Genomic DNA, 20,827 nt, shown 5'->3' on the forward strand with positions numbered 1-20,827 from the left:
AAGATAGCAAACTTGATAAGGAATTTATACCTTAGACGTTCAGAAAAATAATATTTCTATGAATACAAAAAATCTAGGTGTAAATACTATTTGTACTCACATAGGCGAAGTAAAAGATGAGCAATTCAAAGGTGCTGTTTCACCTATATTTCCGTCAAGTTCATATGCATATGAAGGAGTAGATGTAAAACGATACCCCCGTTATTTTAATACCCCAAACCAAGAAGCGCTAAGCAAGAAAATAGCGATGCTTGAAAAGACAGAAGCCGGTTTAATTTTTGGTAGTGGAATGGCAGCAGTAAGCACCACTATGTTAGCTTTTTTGCACGCTGGTGATCACGTAGTATTACAAAAAACATTATATGGTGGCACTTATAATTTTGTAGTTGAAGAGTTTGATAAATTCGGAATTGAATATGATTTTACAGAAGGTTTTTCTGAAACAGATTTTACTTCAAAAATTAAAGAGAATACCAAGGTGATTTTTGTAGAAACGCCATCCAATCCATTGATGGTGGTAACAGATTTGGAAATGATTTCAAAAATTGCCAAAAACCGAAATATTGTGACAATGATTGACAATACATTTGCGTCACCTATTAATCAAAACCCTGCAGATTTCGGAATTGATATTATGATACATAGTGCTACCAAATATATGGGCGGTCATAGTGATATTTGCGCCGGTGCAGTAGCCGCTTCAGAAGAGCACATTACCAAAATATGGAATATAGCAAAAAACCTAGGTGGAAGTTTGAGCGACTACACGGTGTGGCTTCTTGAACGAAGTATTAAAACCATGAAATTACGTGTTAAAGCGCAAAGCCGAAATGCTAAAAAACTGGCAAAATGGTTGCAGAAGCATGATATGGTAAAAAAAGTATACTACCCCGGTTTAAAAAACCATCCAGAGTATCATTTAGCAAAAAAACAAATGAAAGGATACAGTGGTATGCTCTCTTTTGAACTAAAAGAAGGATTAAGTGCCTCAAAGTTTATGAAGTCTTTACAGTTGATTAAAGAATCTATGAGCTTGGCCGGTGTAGAATCAACCATCCTTTCACCTGCAAAAACCTCTCACGCTTTGCTTTCGGCAGAAGAACGTAAACGACAAGGAATAAGCGATGGGTTATTACGATTTTCTGTAGGAATTGAAGAAAAAAAGGATTTGATAGCAGATTTGGAACAAGCATTTGAAAACATTTCAGAAAAAGAATTAGAAAAAAAGTAAAAAAATGAAGTTAGATATACTGGCCATTGGTGCACACCCAGATGATGTTGAGTTAAGTTGTTCAGGGACTATTGCAAAAGAAATAGCAAATGGTAAAAAGGTAGGAATACTTGATTTAACTAGAGGAGAGTTAGGAACTAGAGGCTCAGCTGAAATACGAGATAAAGAAGCTGCTGAAGCTGCAAAAATTTTGGGAGTTTCTATGCGTCAAAATTTGGAATTTTCAGATGGTTTCTTTGTTAACAATCCTGCAAGCCAATTGGAGATTATTAAAATACTAAGAAAATATAGACCAGAGGTTGTATTGTGTAATGCTGTTGATGATAGGCATATTGACCACGGTAGAGGTAGCAAACTGGTAAGCGATGCTTGTTTTTTAAGTGGTTTACGAAAGATAGAAACTATACACGAGGGCAATAATCAAAAAGAGTGGCGTCCTAAGCACGTATATCATTACATACAATGGAAGGACTTAACACCCGATTTTGTTGTTGATATTACAGGTTTTCTAGATAAAAAAATAGAATCTGTCGCAGCATACAAAAGCCAATTTTATGATGAAAACTCAGAAGAACCGGTAACTCCTATTGCTACAGCAAACTTTAATGAGAGCATTAGGTATCGTGCTCAAAACTTGGGTAGACTAATAGGAGTAGAGCATGGAGAAGGATTTACTGCTGAACGATACGTGGCAGTAGATTCTATTTTTGATTTAATCTAAAAATTCCGCTATTTTTATATTGTGCAAATGTGGTAAATGCCTTATATTTGCATCCGCTTTCAAAGCGATTATTTATGGTGGTTGTAGCTCAGCTGGTTAGAGCGCCTGATTGTGGTTCAGGAGGTCGTCGGTTCGAAACCGATCTTCCACCCAAAGAAAAAGCTTCTCAAAATTTTGAGAAGCTTTTTTTGTTTTAGGATTTTAATGCTATTATTTTCCGTTTCCTTCAAGTTTGTCTGCGGTAATTCTATCATCTCGATTGGCTACTTCCCAAGCTGTTTGAAAGATTAACTTTGTTCGCTTTGTTAGTAAATCATATTCAATTTTATCTGCTGTATCTGTTGGTTTGTGATAATCTTCGTGTGTTCCGTTGAAATAAAAAATTACTGGAATGTTATTTTTTGCAAAGTTGTAATGGTCACTTCGGTAATAAAAACGGTTGGGATCATTTTCAGCATTGTATTTATAATCAAGCTCTAGATTAATATACTTTTCATTAACCATTTCAGATAAATCGTGTAAATCTTGACTCAGTTTATCACTTCCTATTAAATAAATATATTCTGGATTATCTTTTTTATCAGGGTCAATGCGTCCTATCATATCAGTATTAAGGTTGGCAACAGTATTTTCTAGTGGAAAGAGTGGATTTTCGGTATAATATCGAGAACCGTAAAGGCCTATTTCTTCAGCTGTTACGTGTAGGAAAAGTATTGATCTTTTAGGTCCGTTTCCATCTTTTACGGCTTGTTGAAAAGCTTCAGCAATTTCTAAAAGTGCAACCGTACCGCTTCCATCATCATCGGCACCATTATAAATTGTACCATCTTCTTTCATACCTACGTGATCATAGTGTGCAGATAGAACTATTATCTCATCGGGTTTTTCTGATCCTTCTATAAAAGCCACAACATTTTCAGATGATTTTGGCTTTGACATTCTACTGAAATATTCAGCAGGGATGGTTTGATAATAATTGTTTTTCTCAATAGGAGAAGCAATTCCGTTATCTTGGTAAAAATTGCGTAGGTATTCTGCAGCTAGTTTTTGCCCTTTTTCACCAGTCATTCTACCTTGCATTTCGTCACTTGCAAATGTGTATAACATAGTTTTAAGCTCATCTGCAGTAATGCTATTTGCATAATCTACTCGAGTTTTCTTTGAAACTTTTGCAGTTTGAGCGGTATTACACGATACAACTAGTATCGATAAAATAGAAAGAAAAAAATACTTCATTTAGATTCTGAATTTTAATTTAAAATTAATTTGAGTTTATTCGTTAAATGAAACAAGCTTGTAAGTATCTCCATCACCCTTTTCATATTCTAGTGTGTGGGTTTTTATTACTTCATTTCCATTTTGATCTTGTGAATTTATTGAAACTTTAACCATATAAATAGTTTCAACACCTTCAGTATCTGAAGTTTTTTCGGTTACTTCAATGTTTTCATTATTAAAAGTGGTTCCTTCAGGAAGGTTTAATTTACTTTTTACTTCTTCCACAGCCATATCTCTAACTGTGTCACTTTCACTTTTATCACCTGCACAAGCAACTAATAATACTGTTATTACAATAAATACAAATCGTTTCATATTATTTTATTTTTTGGTTGAGTATAAAGATAAACTAAGTTATAAGTGATTTTCTAAAAATTATGTGAAAAGTGAATTAAGGAATTTTTTAAAATGTAAAGTCCAAATAAGTTTAAAAACACAAGAATGTAAATAAAAAACCCTGAAGCGGAGGTACTTCAGGGCTAATCTTGCTGTCTTACATCATAACATCTTAATTTTCAGCAAGATCTTCTAGTGATTTTACTTTGGCAACTGTGCCTTTAATCTCTGCGAGTTGGCTATCAAGTAATACTTGTAATTGCTGCGGAAATCTATTTTCTTTTAATGTATTTTCATACTCTTCAAGACTCGCTTTTTCTCCGCGAATGCATTCTTCTAGAACGGCTTCGTCGTCATTTCCGCTTACGGCAGACTTCAGCTCTATCCAAGTACGATGCAAGGTCCCGGTTGTACTTCCGCTTTCTTTTGGCGTTTCATTTAAATCACGAATTTCCTTATCAAGCTCGGTAGCAAACCTATTTCTTTGTAAAGCTTGTGTTTTTAAAAACCGTTTTAAATCTTGACTTTCTGCATCTTCCATTGCTTTTTTAAAGCCTTTCTCTGCATCATAATTTTTTTCAAGAAGACCTTGAAGATTATTAACTAGATCTTGATGTATAGTCTCTTTTGCTTGTTCTCTTGTAGTTTTCATAGTTGTTTCTTTTACTATAAAGTTACAATCATAATCAGAGAAATTTCTTAGCATTTTGCTAATTGAGAAGTGTTTAACAATTTCTGTTAATGTATGATAATTGTGTTGAAAATTGTAAAATGCAATGGTATATTTATGTTGAACTAAAAATTTGTATTATGGATAGAGATAAAAATGAAAAGAATAAGCAAAAACAAAGCATAGAAGAACAAGCTATTAATAAAAAGGAGAAAGAGGCAGATGGAAGAGAGATTAACCATCAAGTAAAACAACGTAAAGAACAACATCAACCGCGCGACACAGCGTAAGCTAGCCTTATAAAAGTAGAAAACCTCGCAATATATTGCGAGGTTTTCTTTTTTGATCAAAACCTGATTAATAAACCAGGTAGGAGCAAAAAAAGATTATTTACGCGAGATTACTTTATTTACCGCATGTACAATAGCTTTTGCGTTTAAGCCGTATTTATCCATTAATTGATCTGGTGTGCCAGATTCTCCAAAAGTATCTTGCGTAGCCACAAACTCTTGTGGAGTTGGGGCATTTTTGGCTAATACTCGGGCAACACTCTCACCAAGACCACCTAAATAATTATGCTCTTCAGCAGTAACAATGCACCCTGTTTTAGTAACGCTATCAATAATACTTTTATTGTCTAAAGGTTTTATAGTGTGTATGTTAATCACTTCTGCACTTATACCTTTTTGGTTTAACTCTTCTGCAGCTTGTAATGCTTCCCATACCAAATGACCTGTTGCTACTATAGTAACATCGGTACCTTCTTGCAGGTGAACGGCTTTTCCTATTTCAAAGGTTTGATTTTCATCTGTAAAGTTGGCTACTTTTGGTCTTCCAAAACGTAAGTAAACTGGTCCTTGATGTTCTGCAATAGCTAGGGTTGCTGCTTTTGTTTGATTGTAATCGCAAGTGTTTATTACAGTCATTCCCGGAAGCATTTTCATAAGCCCAAGATCTTCAAGAATCTGGTGTGTTGCTCCATCTTCTCCTAGGGTTACACCGGCATGTGAAGCACAAATTTTTACATTTTTACCGCTATAGGCAATGCTTTGTCGTATTTGATCGTATACTCTTCCTGTAGAAAAATTTGCAAAAGTACCTGTAAATGGAATTTTACCCCCTATAGTCATTCCTGCTGCCATACCCATCATATTGGCTTCGGCAATTCCTACTTGAAAGAACCGCTCTGGATGATTTTCTTTAAACTCATCCATCTTTAACGAGCCGGTTAAATCTGCACAAAGTGCGACTACGTTTTCATTGGTTTTTCCCAATTCAGTCAATCCTGCTCCAAAACCAGATCGTGTATCTTTTTTTCCGCTGTCTGTATATTTTTTCATTGTACGTTAATTCAGAATTAATAATCACCCAGCGTTTCCGGGTTTTGCGATAGTGCTATTTCTAGCTGTTCATCATTTGGTGCTTTTCCATGCCAAGCGTGGGTGTGCATCATAAAGTCTACACCATTGCCCATCACCGTGTGTAGTAAAACACAAATAGGTTTCCCATTGCCTGTTCTATCCTTTGCATTTTCTAGCCCGTTAATTACTTCAGATAGTTTGTTACCTTCTTCTATTTCTAAAACTTCCCAACCGAACGCTTCAAACTTTTCTTTTACGTTGCCTAACGGAAGCACATTTTGAGTAGCACCATCAATTTGTTGACCGTTTAAATCAACAGTAACAATCAAATTATCTACTCTATTTCCGGCAGCATACATTAATGCTTCCCAGTTTTGACCTTCTTGAAGTTCGCCATCACCGCAGAGAGCATAGACAAGGTTGTTGTCATTATTTAATTTTTTTGTTTCTGCAGCACCTATAGCTACAGAAATACCTTGACCTAATGATCCTGAAGCTATGCGCACACCGGGCAACCCTTCGTGAGTTGTTGGGTGTCCTTGTAAGCGAGAATCAATGTGACGAAAGGTCTTTAACTCTTCTACAGGAAAATAACCCGAACGTGCTAAAACACTATAAAAAACTGGAGAAATATGACCGTTTGAAAGAAAGAAAAGGTCTTCTCCAATACCATCCATATTAAACTCTTTGTTGTGATTCATTACCTCTTGGTATAAAGCCACAAAAAATTCTGTACAGCCTAATGAACCTCCTGGGTGCCCCGAATTTACTGCGTGAACCTGCCTTAAAATATCTCTTCTTACTTGTATCACCAAGTTTTCAAGATGTTGTAAATCTGCCATTTGTATTATTTTGGTTTTCAGCATCAAAAATACAGTATTCTAAAAGGGAGGCAAAACTAATTTTGAGCAGTTATTAACGATTTTAATGAAGTTATTAAGGTTACCTTTTTTACTCAATTTTATTTAAACTTAAATTTCAGAAAACTTTCAAAATAAAACTTAACCTATTTATCTAAACAAATCCTACTATCTTTGCAACTGCTTATTAAAGAAGATAAGCAATTCAGAAAAAGTTGTGAATGCATTTTAAATTAGAGAAAACAGATCCTCAAAGTAAAGCTCGAGCCGGTACAATAACCCTAGACCACGGAACCATCGAAACCCCTATTTTTATGCCGGTAGGAACGGTAGCGAGTGTAAAAGGTGTACACCAAAGAGAACTTACAGAAGAGATAAACCCAGACATCATCTTAGGAAATACCTACCATTTATATTTACGACCTGAAACTCATATTCTTGAAAAAGCAGGTGGGCTTCATAAATTTATGAATTGGGACCGAAATATCCTTACCGATAGTGGCGGATATCAAGTGTATTCACTTTCGGCAAATAGAAAAATTAAAGAAGAAGGTGTAAAGTTTAAATCACATATTGACGGAAGTTACCATTTTTTTACTCCCGAAAATGTGATGGAAATACAACGTAGCATAGGAGCAGACATTATTATGGCATTTGATGAATGTACTCCATACCCTTGTGATTATAACTATGCAAAACGATCTATGCATATGACCCACAGGTGGCTTGATAGATGTATTAATCATCTTGAGAAAACACCCTTAAAATATGATTATAATCAAACACTGTTTCCTATAGTTCAAGGAAGCACGTACAAAGACCTTAGAAAACAATCTGCAGAGTATATAGCATCTGTAGAAGCAGAAGGAAATGCTATTGGCGGACTCTCTGTAGGAGAACCTGCTGACGAAATGTATGAAATGACAGAAGTTGTTACCAATATACTTCCTGAAGATAAACCACGTTACCTTATGGGAGTAGGAACTCCTATAAATATATTGGAAAATATTGCCTTGGGTGTTGATATGTTTGATTGTGTAATGCCTACCAGAAATGGAAGAAATGGTATGCTATTTACAGCTCACGGAACAATCAATATTAAAAATAAAAAGTGGGAGGCAGATTTCTCACCTATTGATGAAATGGGAATTACTTGGGTAGATACTGCATATAGTAAAGCATATGTAAGGCATCTATTTAAAGTAAATGAACTGTTAGGAAAACAAATAGCAACCATTCATAACTTAGGTTTTTACTTGTGGTTGGTTCGTGAAGCGAGAAAGCATATCTTAGCAGGAGATTTTGCTTCTTGGAAAAACAAGATGGTTAAACAAATGGATAAGCGACTTTAATGTTAAGCATTCTCGATAAATACATATTAAAAAGGTATTTAGGAACATTTATATTATTGTTGCTATTATTTATTCCTATTGGTATAACTGTAAACCTTGCCGAAAAAATTGATAAAATCCTCGAAAACGAGGTTCCATTTATTGAGGTAGCAAAATATTACTTAGACTTTACCATTTATTTTGCCAATTTACTGTTTCCGTTGTTTTTATTTCTTTCAGTAATATGGTTTACTTCAAAGTTGGCCAATAATACCGAAGTAATTGCTTTTTTAAGTAGCGGAGTTTCCTATTATCGATTTTTGAGACCTTACATGATAGGAGCAACCATTGTTTGCATTGGAGCTTTGGTCATGGGTATGTATCTAGCGCCAATGGCAAGTAAAGGTTTTAATGAATTTAAATATAAATACCTCAAAAAAGGAAAGCAAGACCGAGCTCAATCAAACGTTTATAGGCAGATAAGTGACAATGATTATATCTATGTGAGTTATTTTAATGTGAAACAAAAAACAGGAAATAACTTTACGCTAGAACATTTTGAAGGTAATGAAATGACCTATAAAATTTCAGCAAGTAGAATTCGATATAATGAAAAAGATAGTACATATAGTCTGTATAATTTTAAAAAACGAACTGTAGGTGAACACGAAGATAAACTTCTTACTAAAACAAGAGTAGATACTACTTTTTCTTTTGATATGGAAGACCTAACCCCAGTAGAGTACATTGCAGAAACACTCAATTTTACCGAGTTGAATGATTTTATCAAACGCGAAAAAGCAAAAGGATCTTCATATATAAACAGGTATGAAGTGGTTCGTTATAAACGATGGAGTTTGCCCGTTTCAGCATATATTTTGACAGTAATAGCTGTAGCTGTTTCATCAGTTAAAAGACGTGGTGGTATGGGAGTGAACCTAGCGATTGGTATTGCTATTGGTATGGTATTTATCTTTTTTGATAAAATATTTGGTACAATGGCAGAACAAAGCTCCTTTTCACCTTTTATTGCTACTTGGTTTCCTAATTTTGTATTTGGTATCTTAGCCATTTACTTACTTAAAAATGCAAAACGCTAAATTACTCAACTACCTCCATTTACACGGTATTGTGTTTATTTGGGGGTTTACAGCTGTGCTAGGAGCATTAATTTCTATAGATGCTATTCCGTTAGTTTGGTACAGAATGCTATTGGCGTCGGGTTTTATTTTCCTATTTATACTTCTGAAAAAAGAAAAGCTAAAATTTTCAGTAAAAACGCTATCAAAATTCTTTTTTGCAGGGTTTATAATTGCTTTGCATTGGCTCGCTTTTTTTGGAGCAATTAAAGCATCAAATGTTTCAGTAACCTTGGCAATTATGTCAACGGGTGCTTTCTTTACTTCAATATTAGAACCTTTGTTTTATAAAAGAAAAGTTATTGGGTATGAAGTATTTTTTGGGGTCATAGTAATTTTGGGGTTGTATTTGATTTTTAATGTAGAAACTAATTATATTTTAGGTATTGGACTAGCGTTAGCATCTTCTTTTTTAGGAGCAATATTTACAATAATCAATGGTGCACTGGTAGTAAAACATAAAGCTTCGGTTATTTCATTATATGAATTATTTTTTGGAGCATTGTGCATTACAATTTACCTAGCATTTAAAGGAAAAATTACTCCAGACTTATTTGTTTTATCTGTAAACGATTGGTTATTTTTATTGATTTTAGCCTCTTTCTGTACTGCATATGCATTTTTAGCCTCGGTACACGTAATGAAGTGGATAACTCCCTACACAGTTATGCTCACAGTAAACCTAGAACCGGTTTATGGAATTATATTGGCATTACTTATATTGGGCGATTCAGAATATATGAATGTTGAATTTTATTATGGAGCAGCTATTATTATTGTTACAGTTATAGCAAACGGAATAATTAAAAACAGATTGCAAAGAAAAAAAAGGCAATTGCCCAATACCTAAAAACAAAATTTTATCTTTGTAAGCTAAGCTAAAAACTACAATCTAAAGATACTATGGAATATCTTGAATTTGAACTACCTATAAAAGATTTACAGGAACAATACGAAAAAGCTTGCCAGATTGGTGAAGATAGTGAAGTAGATGTAAGCAATACCTGTAAACAGATTGAGAAAAAACTTAAAGAGAAAAAAACCGAAATTTATAAAAACCTTACACCTTGGCAACGCGTTCAATTGTCGCGTCATCCCAATCGTCCCTATACCATGGATTACATTAAAGCCATTTGTGGGGATTCTTTTTTAGAATTACACGGTGACCGTAACTTTAAAGATGATAAAGCTATGGTTGGAGGATTAGGAAAAATTGGTGACCAAAGCTATATGTTTATTGGTCAACAAAAAGGATATAACACCAAAACTCGCCAATACCGAAATTTTGGTATGGCAAATCCAGAAGGATATCGCAAGGCTTTACGTTTAATGAAATCTGCTGAAAAATTTGGACTGCCTGTTGTTGCCTTTGTTGATACACCGGGAGCATATCCAGGTCTAGAAGCTGAAGAACGAGGTCAGGGAGAAGCGATAGCACGTAACATTCTTGAAATGACTCGCCTTAAAGTACCAATTATTGTTGTCATCATTGGAGAAGGAGCCAGTGGAGGTGCTTTAGGTATAGGTGTTGGTGATCGAGTGTTAATGCTAGAAAACACTTGGTATTCTGTTATATCACCAGAAAGTTGTTCTTCTATCCTTTGGCGTAGTTGGGAGTACAAAGAGCAAGCTGCAGAAGCACTAAAACTTACTGCCAAAGACATGAAAAAACAGAAACTAATAGACACTATCGTTAAAGAACCACTGGGTGGAGCACACAGTGATCGACCCAAAACTTTTGCTACAGTTTCAAAAGCAATTGAAAAGGTTTATGATGAATTAAAAATCTTATCACCAAAAGATTTGGTCAATTTAAGAATGGAAAAATATTCAGAAATGGGTGTCTTTAAAGGCTAACTTCAATTATAACAACCCTTTCAAAATTCCGAAGTTTTTTCTTCGGTTTTTTTTGTACCTTATTAACAAAGTTTACAAGTTATCAACACCCCAAATGTTGAAAATCGGTTAATATCGAAGCTCAAAACGCGCACTATTAAATTAACATTTTATTTACATTCGCTTTATGGAAAAAGTACAGCAGCAAACTAAATTTAAACCTAAGTCTTCTCAGGTAATTTCTTTAGAAAAAGGAAAGCTACCTCCACAAGCAATTGATTTAGAGCAGGTTGTGCTTGGAGCTATGATGATTGATAAAAAAGGTGTTGATGAAGTAATAGATATCCTACACGCTGAGGTGTTTTACAAAGATGCTCACAAACATATCTTTGAAGCCATACACACTTTGTTTGAAAATAGCGAACCTATTGACTTATTAACTGTTTCGTCTCAATTAAAAAAGGATGCGACTCTTGAAGGAGCAGGTGGTGAGTTTTACTTAGTTCAATTGACCCAAAAAGTGTCTTCTTCTGCACATATTGAATTTCACGCGCGTATTATTCTTCAGAAATATATACAACGAAGTTTGATTAAAGTTTCAAATGAAATTATTGAAGAATCATACGATGAAACTACCGATGTTTTTGATTTATTAGACACAGCAGAATCAAAGCTATATGAAATAACACAAGGAAACATTAAGCGCTCTTCTGAAACTGCCCAGCAACTAGTAATACAAGCAAAGAAGAAGATTGAAGAGATAGCCAATAAAGAAGGGTTATCTGGTATTCCTTCAGGCTTTGAAGATATTGATAAGCTTACATCCGGGTGGCAACCTAGTGATTTGATAATTATCGCTGCGCGTCCTGGTATGGGTAAAACAGCATTAACACTTTCTATGGCTAGAAATATTGCTGTAGATCACAACATCCCGGTAGCGTTCTTTTCATTAGAGATGTCATCGGTACAGTTAATTACAAGATTAATTTCTTCTGAAACACAATTGAGTTCAGAAAAACTTCGTACCGGTAATCTTGAAAAACATGAGTGGGAACAGTTAAACGTAAAAGTAAAAGGTCTTGAAAAAGCGCCTCTTTTTATTGATGATACACCCTCACTTTCAATTTTTGACTTGCGTGCAAAAGCAAGACGGCTTTCCTCGCAGCACGGGATTAAATTAATTATGGTAGATTACTTGCAGTTGATGACCGCCGGAGGAAGTCAAAAAGGAGGTAATCGTGAACAAGAAATTTCTACTATTTCTAGAAACTTAAAAGCATTGGCTAAAGAATTAAACGTTCCTGTAATTGCGCTGTCACAGTTATCTCGTGCTGTAGAAACTCGTGGCGGAAGTAAAAGACCATTGCTATCTGACCTTCGTGAATCTGGAGCAATTGAGCAAGATGCAGATATTGTGTCATTTATTTATCGTCCTGAATATTATAAAATTGATGAGTGGGACGATGAAGAACGAACACCTACTCAAGGTCAAGCAGAGTTTATCGTTGCAAAACACCGTAATGGTGGTCTAGATGAAATAAGACTACGTTTCCTTGGACATTTAGGACGTTTTGAAAATTTAGAACGATTTGATGTACCAAGCGAAATTCACTCTAGAATGAATGATGCGGCAAATGATGATACATTTAAAACCGATAGCCTACCTTCACCTGATGAAGCTTTTGGAAGTTCTATGAACAACGATTTGCCACCAGATGATGATAATGAAGTTCCTTTTTAATTTTTAAATAAAGAACTATATCTTTTTTCTTGTACTAGGAAATCTTTTTCTTTAAGCCAATTTGGCTCAAAATTTGTCGTTATATTCGTATTATGACAAAATTTATCACACTTATATTCCTACTATTTTTTTCAGTTCAAGCATCGGCTTCCTATATATTAATTCCTATGGATGCTGAAAATCAAAAAGAACATTTAAAAGCCTACGGAATTACTTATTGGACACTCGAAAGACAAGTAAAAGTAAAGTGGTTGCTCAACTATCGTGGTGGATCCTTTTTAATGCCCAATTCTGAAGAAATTCAAAAAGAATGTCAAATAAGAGGTGTTTCATTTGAAGTGATTTCAGATAGTAAAACCGAAGAAATACTGAGCCTAATAAGCAGCCCATCTCAAAACATGGAAGCTGTAGTTCTAGAAAAAGCACCAAAAATTGCTGTATATTCTCCAAAAGGAAATCAGCCATGGGATGATGCTGTAACGATGGTTTTAACCTATGCAGAAATACCTTATACGACTGTATATGACAAAGAAGTACTAAGCGATCAATTACTTTTATACGATTGGCTTCACTTACATCACGAAGATTTTACCGGCCAATACGGAAAGTTTTATCGGGCATACCGAGCAGCTCCATGGTACATTGAAGAAAAGAAAAACGCCGAAGCTCTAGCTACAGAATTAGGCTACAATAAAGTTTCAGATGAAAAACTGGCTGTTGCTTTAAAAATACGTGATTACGTTGTGGGCGGTGGTTTTATGTTTGCTATGTGTAGCGCAACCGATAGTTTTGATATTGCATTGGCTGCAGAAGGCGTTGATATTTGTGAACCGATGTTTGATGGAGACCCAAGCGAACCTGGTTATCAAAGTAAAATTGATTATAGTAAAACAATGGCCTTTACAGATTTTACGCTAGAGAGAAGCCCAATGGTTTATGAGTTTTCATCAATAGATATGACCTCAAAAAGAAGAATACCAAAAGAAACTGATTATTTTAGTTTAATGGATTTTTCGGCTAAGTGGGACCCTATTCCTACTATGTTAGTGCAAAACCATACATCTTTAGTAAAAGGATTTATGGGGCAAACTACTTCATATAAAAGAGATGAAGTAAAAGCAAATGTATTAGTTATGGGTGAAAATAAAACAAATAGTGAAGCACGTTATATTCACGGAATAAAAGGAAAAGGATTTTTCACCTTTTATGGAGGTCACGATCCAGAAGACTATCAACATAGGGTAGGGGACGCCAAGACTGAACTAGCTCTCCATCCCAACTCACCCGGATACCGATTAATACTCAACAATGTTTTATTTCCGGCTGCCAAAAAGAAGAAGCAAAAAACCTAATTCATCATTATTAGATTTTATTGAAATAAAAAAGAGCCTTTCAAATTTGAAGGGCTCTTTTCATATAGTGAAATAAATACAGTTTATAAATTTATTTTACTTTCTCAACAATTGCTTTGAAAGCTTCAGGATGGTTCATCGCTAAATCTGCAAGAACTTTACGGTTCAATTCAATATCATTAGCTTTTAACTGTCCCATAAATTTTGAATAAGACATACCGTGCTGGCGTGCGCCTGCATTAATACGTGTGATCCATAGGGATCTAAAGTTTCTCTTTTTTGCACGGCGGTCGCGGTATGAATACTGCATCGCTTTGTCAACAGCATTCTTGGCAATCGTCCATACATTTTTACGTCTTCCAAAGTAACCTTTGGCTTGCTTCATTACCTTTTTTCTTCGGGCTCTTGAAGCAACTGAATTTACTGATCTTGGCATAATTTTAATTGTTTTTTGTAGCAGGCGGTCACAAAGGACACTTTATCTTTACGGCCATACTCCAGGGTTTAATATTTAGTTTAACCGAAAAAAACGCTTATTTTAAATTAAGCATTTCTTTTACATTAGTCTCATCTGCTTTATCAACTAAAGCATCGTGAGTTAACTTAAGCTTACGTTTTTTAGACTTCTTTGTTAAGATGTGACTTTTAAACGCGTGCTTTCTCTTAATTTTTCCAGTACCGGTAAGCTTAAAACGCTTTTTAGCACTAGACTTTGTTTTTTGTTTTGGCATATCTGCTTCTTTTTACTATTTATTTCACTTTATTTTCAAAAATTCAAAATACTTATATTCTGAATTTTTCTGAAATCTTATTTCGCTTTTTTGGTAGGTGCCATGAACATGATCATGCGTTTACCTTCTAGCTTAGGCATTTGTTCTACTTTACCTACTTCTTCTAGATCTTGTGCAAGGCGCAATAATAATATTTCACCTTTATCCTTATAGATGATGGATCGTCCTTTGAAAAACACATATGCCTTTAATTTGGCTCCATCTTTCAAAAACTTTTCAGCGTGATTCTTCTTAAATTCGTAGTCGTGGTCGTCGGTATTGGGACCGAATCTAATTTCTTTTACAACTACTTTTGAAGCTTTTGCTTTTAAAGCTTTTTCACGTTTTTTCTGTTCGTAAACAAATTTTTTGTAGTCCATTACTTTACAAACAGGCGGATTCGCATTTGGAGATATTTCCACTAAATCCAGTCCCATTTCGTCAGCAATTTCTAGTGCTTTACTAGTAGGATAAATATCCATTTCTACATTGTCGCCAACAAGGCGTACTTTCTCTGCACGAATTTTTTTATTAATTCTGTGTTGATCCTCTTTGATGACCCTTCGGCCTCTACTTCTTTTTCTTCGTATTGCTATGGCTATAAATTATTTTGGCCTGTCTATAAAAAGACAGGTAGATTAAACATTATTAAAATCTACAATATTATTTTCAATTTCTTTGTTAATTAATTCAGAAAACTCTTCTACTGTCATAATTCCTAAGTCTCCTTCACTATGTTTCCTTACAGAAACTGTACCATCTGTTGCTTCTTGTTCTCCAACAATAAGCATATATGGTATTTTATTCATCTCAGACTCTCGAATTTTTTTACCTATGGTTTCACTTCGATTGTCCACAAGGGCGCGAATTTCGTTATTTTCAAGCAAATTTAAAACTTTTTGAGCGTATTTTTCATATTTTTCACTTAAAGATAATATTGCAACTTGCTCTGGCATAAGCCATAATGGGAAATTACCTCCGGTGTGCTCTAGTAAAATTGCTATAAAACGTTCTAAACTTCCAAAGGGTGCTCGATGTATCATTATAGGTCTGTGTTGCTCATTGTCACTTCCTTTATAATTTAAATCAAAACGTTCAGGTAATGTGTAATCTACTTGAATGGTTCCTAATTGCCAGCTGCGACCCAGTGCGTCTTTTACCATAAAGTCTAGCTTAGGACCATAAAATGCAGCTTCGCCCGTTTCAACTACATAGTTTAATCCTTTTTCTTTAGCGGCATTGATTATTGCATTTTCGGCTTTGTCCCAGTTTTCTAAATCACCTATATATTTTTCTGGTTTTTCAGGATCACGTAATGAAACTTGAGCTGTAAAGTTTTCAAACCCTAGTGATCCAAAAACGTATAGTACTAAGTCAATAACATTTTTAAACTCTTGGTCAAGCTGGTCTGGTGTACAAAAAATATGTGCGTCATCTTGCGTAAACCCTCTTACACGAGTTAAGCCATGAAGTTCACCGCTTTGTTCATAACGATACACTGTACCAAATTCAGCAAAACGTTTTGGTAAGTCTTTATATGACCATGGTTTGCTTTTATATATTTCACAATGATGAGGGCAGTTCATAGGTTTTAGTAAAAACTCTTCATCCTCACTTGGTGTTTTTATAGGTTGAAAGCTGTCTTCACCATATTTAGCATAATGACCAGAAGTTACGTATAATTCTTTTTGGCCTATATGGGGTGATACAACCATTTCATACCCTGCTTTTTTCTGGGCTTTTTTCAAGAAATTTTCTAATCGTTCTCTTAAAGCTGCTCCTTTAGGAAGCCACAATGGTAAGCCTTGACCTACTTTTTGTGAAAAGGTAAATAACTCTAGCTCTTTACCAAGTTTTCGGTGATCACGTTTTTTAGCCTCCTCTAGTAAGTGTAAATATTCTTTAAGCTCTTTTTGTTTAGGAAAACTAATGCCATAAATACGTGTTAATTGGGTATTGTTTTCATCACCTCGCCAATAGGCGCCTGCTATGCTCATTAACTTTACAGCTTTAACGATCCCAGTATTGGGTATATGGCCCCCTCGACATAAATCTGTGAAAGTATCGTGATCACAAAAGGTGATAGTTCCGTCTTCTAGATTTTCTATTAATTCTACTTTATACTCATTGTTTTGTTCCTTATAGTATGTAAGTGCATCTGCCTTGCTAGTTTCTCGCATTGAAAATTCGTGTTTTCCTCTTGCAATTTCGAGCATCTTTTTTTCAATAGCGGGTAAATCTTTTTCAGAAACAGGATGATCACCAAAGTCTACATCATAATAAAAGCCATTTTCAATAGCAGGTCCTATAGTAAGTTTAATACCTGGGTATAACTCTTCCAATGCTTGTGCAAGAATATGTGCAGAAGAATGCCAAAAAGCTTTTTTTCCTTCGTCATCTTTCCAAGTATATAAAATTAGGTTGCCATCTTCAGTAAGAGGCGTGGTTGTTTCTAATGTTTCTTTATTGAAAGATGCAGAAATTACATTTCTAGCTAATCCTTCGCTTATGCTTTTTGCTACATCCATAGGTGTAACACCAGCCTCAAATTCTTTTACACTTCCGTCTGGTAAGGTAATACGTATCATATAGAGTAAATTTAAAAAACAAAGATACTACTGTTTTTAACGTTTCACAATAGATAGCAATGTAGTTTTTTATGTGATTAACCTATAAGTTTATGAGGTGTCAACAGCGTTTCACCTCATATTTATTAAAGCCTCTTTATTGAAACTTTCAAGGTTTTCAAATTTGTGAATAATACACTTTAAAAACTGTATATATATTAAGGTATATTGTTGGTAAAATAAATTAAAAAAAGTTTTACGCTTAATTTGTGTTAAATCAAGGACTTAGTTTGTCGAGTTAAAAAATCTTTAAAAAAACAATAAATTTTGTTTGCAGAAGTGGAAAAGCAATGTATCTTTGCACCCGCTTACAAAAACAAATAAGCTGTTTTTAAAAGCAACAACGGTCTTTAAAATTTTAAATTTTTTTTGAAAAAAGTATTGCAGAATTGAAAAACTGTTGTACATTTGCAGCCGCTTAACGAGGCAATAATTATCGCTTCAAAAAGCAGCAAACAACGGTCTTTAAAAAAGCTAAAATTTTTTTCAAAAAAGTATTGCAGAATTAAAAAACTGTTGTACATTTGCAGCCGCTAAAATAACGAGATTTAATCAATGTTATTGGCGCGACAAAACTAAAGAAATTAAGATCTTTGATATATTGAAATTGACAGTGAGATATAATTTGGAAACGAATTATATCGAGATTGAAAACTAAACTAAGTATAACTCTTGAGATTTTTTTGGGTTGGCTTTTTGTTGAAAGGTATATAAAATTATTTATGAATCTACGATGAAGAGTTTGATCCTGGCTCAGGATGAACGCTAGCGGCAGGCCTAACACATGCAAGTCGAGGGGTAACATAGGAGAGCTTGCTCTTTTGATGACGACCGGCGCACGGGTGAGTAACGCGTATACAATCTACCTTGTACAGGAGTATAGCCCAGGGAAACTTGGATTAATCCTCCATAGTCTATATAAATAGCCTTATTAATATAGTAAAGATTTATCGGTACAAGATGAGTATGCGTCCTATTAGTCTGTTGGTAAGGTAACGGCTTACCAAAACTACGATAGGTAGGGGCCCTGAGAGGGGGATCCCCCACACTGGTACTGAGACACGGACCAGACTCCTACGGGAGGCAGCAGTGAGGAATATTGGACAATGGGTGAGAGCCTGATCCAGCCATGCCGCGTGCAGGAAGACGGCCCTATGGGTTGTAAACTGCTTTTATACGGGAAGAAACCTCCCCTCGTGAGGGGAGCTGACGGTACCGTAAGAATAAGGACCGGCTAACTCCGTGCCAGCAGCCGCGGTAATACGGAGGGTCCGAGCGTTATCCGGAATCATTGGGTTTAAAGGGTCCGTAGGCGGGCAGCTCAGTCAGTGGTGAAAGTTTGCGGCTTAACCGTAAAATTGCCATTGATACTGGTTGTCTTGAATTGGTGTGAAGTGGTTAGAATGAGTAGTGTAGCGGTGAAATGCATAGATATTACTCAGAATACCAATTGCGAAGGCAGATCACTAACACTATATTGACGCTGAGGGACGAAAGCGTGGGGAGCGAACAGGATTAGATACCCTGGTAGTCCACGCCGTAAACGATGGTTACTAGCTGTTGGACCGATTGAGGTTCAGTGGCCAAGCGAAAGTGATAAGTAACCCACCTGGGGAGTACGTTCGCAAGAATGAAACTCAAAGGAATTGACGGGGGCCCGCACAAGCGGTGGAGCATGTGGTTTAATTCGATGATACGCGAGGAACCTTACCAGGGCTTAAATGCAGTTGGACAGGGGTGGAAACACCCCCTTCTTCGGACTGATTGCAAGGTGCTGCATGGTTGTCGTCAGCTCGTGCCGTGAGGTGTCAGGTTAAGTCCTATAACGAGCGCAACCCCTGTGGTTAGTTGCCAGCGAGTAATGTCGGGAACTCTAGCCAGACTGCCGGTGCAAACCGTGAGGAAGGTGGGGATGACGTCAAATCATCACGGCCCTTACGTCCTGGGCTACACACGTGCTACAATGGTAGGTACAGAGAGCAGCCACTGCGCGAGCAGGAGCGAATCTATAAAACCTATCTCAGTTCGGATCGGAGTCTGCAACTCGACTCCGTGAAGCTGGAATCGCTAGTAATCGCATATCAGCCATGATGCGGTGAATACGTTCCCGGGCCTTGTACACACCGCCCGTCAAGCCATGGAAGCTGGGGGTACCTGAAGTCGGTGACCGAAAGGAGCTGCCTAGGGTAAGACCGGTAACTGGGGCTAAGTCGTAACAAGGTAGCCGTACCGGAAGGTGCGGCTGGAACACCTCCTTTCTAGAGCAATCTTTCTTATAAACAGGAAGTATGCATATACCTAGAGAGGCCAAACACAGAGAAGTTTGGGTTGTACTTGGTTTAGCTGTCAATTTTAATTATTAACAAGGAATTAGGTATTAGTATTATCTAATAGCTAACGACTTATTTACAGTCTCATAGCTCAGCTGGTTAGAGCGCTACACTGATAATGTAGAGGTCGGCAGTTCGAGTCTGCCTGAGACTACAAATGGAGTAAGATAAAACTTGCTTTACGTTCATTACAAATTGAAAGGAAATTTTAGAGGTTGAGTAGCCGTTATAAGTACTGTTAACTAATAACTGGTTAACTAATCACTAATAAGACGGGGGATTAGCTCAGCTGGCTAGAGCGCCTGCCTTGCACGCAGGAGGTCATCGGTTCGACTCCGATATTCTCCACCACGGACATCAAGTATTGTATGCCATTAGCTGTTACTATAAGAAGTAGCGGGTATATATACGGATCCAGACAGTTCATTGACATATTGGGAAATAAGAATACGAGAAAAGCAATAATTAAGGTATATTAAATTATACAATTGAATCAAAACTCATTAAAGAGCAAAAAAGTACAATAAGCAAACTAAGAGCGTATGGGGAATGCCTAGGCTCTCAGAGGCGATGAAGGGCGTGATAAGCTGCGAAAAGCTGCGGGGATTGGCACATACAAGTTGATCCGCAGATATCCGAATGGGGCAACCCACCATATTGAAGATATGGTATCCGAAAGGAAGCAAACCCGGAGAACTGAAACATCTAAGTACCCGGAGGAAGAGAAAACAAAGTGATTCCGAGAGTAGCGGCGAGCGAAATTGGATTAGCCCAAACCAATGTTGTTACGGCAATATTGGGGTTGTAGGACTGCGACATTTAATGCTGGATGAATTAGAACAAGCTGGAAAGCTTGGCCAAAGAAGGTGACAGCCCTGTATAAGTAAAGAAAGTTATTAATAGCAGTATCCTGAGTAGTGCGGGGCACGTGAAACCCTGTATGAATCTAGCGGGACCATCCGCTAAGGCTAAATACTCCTGAGAGACCGATAGTGAACCAGTACCGTGAGGGAAAGGTGAAAAGAACCCTGAACAAGGGAGTGAAACAGAACCTGAAACCATACGCTTACAAGCGGTCGGAGCCCTTTGGGGTGACGGCGTGCCTTTTGCATAATGAGCCTACGAGTTACTGTTACTAGCGAGGTTAAGGTGTTCAGCACTGGATCCGTAGCGAAAGCGAGTCTGAATAGGGCGCCATAGTTAGTAGTAGTAGACGCGAAACCGTGTGATCTACCCTTGGGCAG

The 20,827-nt window shown here is 36.3% G+C and carries 18 protein-coding genes, 3 tRNA genes and 2 rRNA genes (1 of these 23 running past the window's edge); 14 read left to right on the top strand and 9 right to left on the bottom strand.

All coding sequences use genetic code 11. The features are described from left to right. The first annotated feature begins 58 nt into the window (after positions 1-58). From INR76_RS08670 to INR76_RS08680, 3 genes are all read left to right on the top strand, one after another. Positions 59-1,231, top strand: coding sequence for a PLP-dependent aspartate aminotransferase family protein (locus INR76_RS08670; protein ID WP_223107511.1), 1,173 nt, complete (start codon positions 59-61; stop codon positions 1,229-1,231). Between the two features lie 4 nt (positions 1,232-1,235). Next, positions 1,236-1,952, top strand: a complete 717-nt coding sequence (gene bshB1 / locus INR76_RS08675) for a bacillithiol biosynthesis deacetylase BshB1 (RefSeq protein ID WP_223107512.1) — start codon at positions 1,236-1,238, stop codon at positions 1,950-1,952. A gap of 76 nt (positions 1,953-2,028) precedes the next feature. Then, positions 2,029-2,104, top strand: a tRNA-His gene (locus tag INR76_RS08680). A 58-nt stretch (positions 2,105-2,162) separates the two neighbouring features. Here the strand turns inward: INR76_RS08680 and INR76_RS08685 are convergent. The 3 genes from INR76_RS08685 to INR76_RS08695 form a co-directional block, all read right to left on the bottom strand. Continuing rightward, positions 2,163-3,188 (bottom strand): M28 family metallopeptidase, encoded by a 1,026-nt coding sequence (locus tag INR76_RS08685; protein WP_223107513.1) that lies wholly within the window; start codon positions 3,186-3,188, stop codon positions 2,163-2,165. A 36-nt stretch (positions 3,189-3,224) separates the two neighbouring features. Next, positions 3,225-3,545 (bottom strand): hypothetical protein, encoded by a 321-nt coding sequence (locus INR76_RS08690; protein ID WP_223107514.1) that lies wholly within the window; start codon positions 3,543-3,545, stop codon positions 3,225-3,227. Positions 3,546-3,738: 193 nt separating this feature from the next. Then, positions 3,739-4,218 (bottom strand): PA2169 family four-helix-bundle protein, encoded by a 480-nt coding sequence (locus INR76_RS08695; protein WP_223107515.1) that lies wholly within the window; start codon positions 4,216-4,218, stop codon positions 3,739-3,741. 158 nt (positions 4,219-4,376) lie between these two features. Between INR76_RS08695 and INR76_RS08700 the strand changes: the two genes are divergently transcribed. Continuing rightward, positions 4,377-4,526 (top strand): hypothetical protein, encoded by a 150-nt coding sequence (locus tag INR76_RS08700; RefSeq protein ID WP_223107516.1) that lies wholly within the window; start codon positions 4,377-4,379, stop codon positions 4,524-4,526. 96 nt (positions 4,527-4,622) lie between these two features. On the opposite strand, the gene INR76_RS08705 is transcribed toward INR76_RS08700, so the two are convergent. Then, positions 4,623-5,576, bottom strand: coding sequence for a transketolase family protein (locus tag INR76_RS08705; protein WP_223107517.1), 954 nt, complete (start codon positions 5,574-5,576; stop codon positions 4,623-4,625). A gap of 17 nt (positions 5,577-5,593) precedes the next feature. Beyond that, complete coding sequence (locus tag INR76_RS08710) at positions 5,594-6,439, bottom strand: transketolase (protein ID WP_223107518.1); 846 nt, start codon at positions 6,437-6,439, stop codon at positions 5,594-5,596. A gap of 239 nt (positions 6,440-6,678) precedes the next feature. On the opposite strand from INR76_RS08710, the gene tgt reads away from it, so the two are divergent. From tgt to INR76_RS08740, 6 genes are all read left to right on the top strand, one after another. Next, complete coding sequence (tgt, locus tag INR76_RS08715) at positions 6,679-7,809, top strand: tRNA guanosine(34) transglycosylase Tgt (RefSeq protein WP_223107519.1); 1,131 nt, start codon at positions 6,679-6,681, stop codon at positions 7,807-7,809. Beyond that, on the top strand, positions 7,809-8,888 hold the full coding sequence (locus INR76_RS08720) for an LptF/LptG family permease (RefSeq protein WP_223107520.1): 1,080 nt from the start codon (positions 7,809-7,811) through the stop codon (positions 8,886-8,888). The genes tgt and INR76_RS08720 overlap by 1 nt, the downstream gene beginning before the upstream one ends. Further along, positions 8,875-9,777 (top strand): DMT family transporter, encoded by a 903-nt coding sequence (locus INR76_RS08725; protein ID WP_223107521.1) that lies wholly within the window; start codon positions 8,875-8,877, stop codon positions 9,775-9,777. Before INR76_RS08720 ends, INR76_RS08725 begins: the two co-directional genes overlap by 14 nt. 53 nt (positions 9,778-9,830) lie before the next feature. Then, a complete protein-coding gene (locus INR76_RS08730; RefSeq protein ID WP_223107522.1) occupies positions 9,831-10,784 on the top strand; it encodes an acetyl-CoA carboxylase carboxyltransferase subunit alpha in 954 nt (317 codons plus the stop codon). 166 nt (positions 10,785-10,950) lie between these two features. Then, on the top strand, positions 10,951-12,504 hold the full coding sequence (gene dnaB / locus INR76_RS08735; RefSeq protein WP_223107523.1) for a replicative DNA helicase: 1,554 nt from the start codon (positions 10,951-10,953) through the stop codon (positions 12,502-12,504). Positions 12,505-12,596: 92 nt separating this feature from the next. After that, positions 12,597-13,856 carry an asparagine synthetase B gene (locus INR76_RS08740; protein ID WP_223107525.1) on the top strand — a complete coding sequence of 420 codons (1,260 nt, stop codon included), beginning with the start codon at positions 12,597-12,599 and terminating at the stop codon, positions 13,854-13,856. Between the two features lie 91 nt (positions 13,857-13,947). Here the strand turns inward: INR76_RS08740 and rplT are convergent, their stop codons facing one another. The 4 genes from rplT to thrS form a co-directional block, all read right to left on the bottom strand. After that, positions 13,948-14,292, bottom strand: a complete 345-nt coding sequence (gene rplT / locus INR76_RS08745; RefSeq protein WP_223107526.1) for a 50S ribosomal protein L20 — start codon at positions 14,290-14,292, stop codon at positions 13,948-13,950. 97 nt (positions 14,293-14,389) lie between these two features. Further along, positions 14,390-14,587: a 50S ribosomal protein L35 gene (rpmI, locus tag INR76_RS08750; protein WP_223107527.1), complete on the bottom strand. Its 198-nt coding sequence runs from the start codon at positions 14,585-14,587 to the stop codon at positions 14,390-14,392. Between the two features lie 77 nt (positions 14,588-14,664). Then, the gene (gene infC / locus INR76_RS08755) at positions 14,665-15,183 is read right to left on the bottom strand and encodes a translation initiation factor IF-3 (RefSeq protein WP_255592891.1); all 519 of its coding nucleotides are present in this window, start codon (positions 15,181-15,183) and stop codon (positions 14,665-14,667) included. A gap of 81 nt (positions 15,184-15,264) precedes the next feature. Beyond that, positions 15,265-17,214 carry a threonine--tRNA ligase gene (thrS, locus tag INR76_RS08760; RefSeq protein WP_223107528.1) on the bottom strand — a complete coding sequence of 650 codons (1,950 nt, stop codon included), beginning with the start codon at positions 17,212-17,214 and terminating at the stop codon, positions 15,265-15,267. 769 nt (positions 17,215-17,983) lie between these two features. On the opposite strand from thrS, the gene INR76_RS08765 reads away from it, so the two are divergent. The 4 genes from INR76_RS08765 to INR76_RS08780 form a co-directional block, all read left to right on the top strand. After that, positions 17,984-19,511, top strand: a 16S ribosomal RNA gene (locus INR76_RS08765). Positions 19,512-19,663: 152 nt separating this feature from the next. Beyond that, a tRNA-Ile gene (locus INR76_RS08770) sits at positions 19,664-19,737 on the top strand. A gap of 120 nt (positions 19,738-19,857) precedes the next feature. Further along, positions 19,858-19,934: transfer RNA gene (locus INR76_RS08775), tRNA-Ala, on the top strand. Positions 19,935-20,104: 170 nt separating this feature from the next. Continuing rightward, positions 20,105-20,827, top strand: a 23S ribosomal RNA gene (locus INR76_RS08780); it runs 2,106 nt beyond the window's last position. The 16S and 23S rRNA genes sit together here with 2 tRNA genes alongside, the layout of an rRNA operon.

This window comes from Marixanthomonas sp. SCSIO 43207 (assembly GCF_019904255.1).
Lineage (GTDB): Bacteria > Bacteroidota > Bacteroidia > Flavobacteriales > Flavobacteriaceae > Marixanthomonas.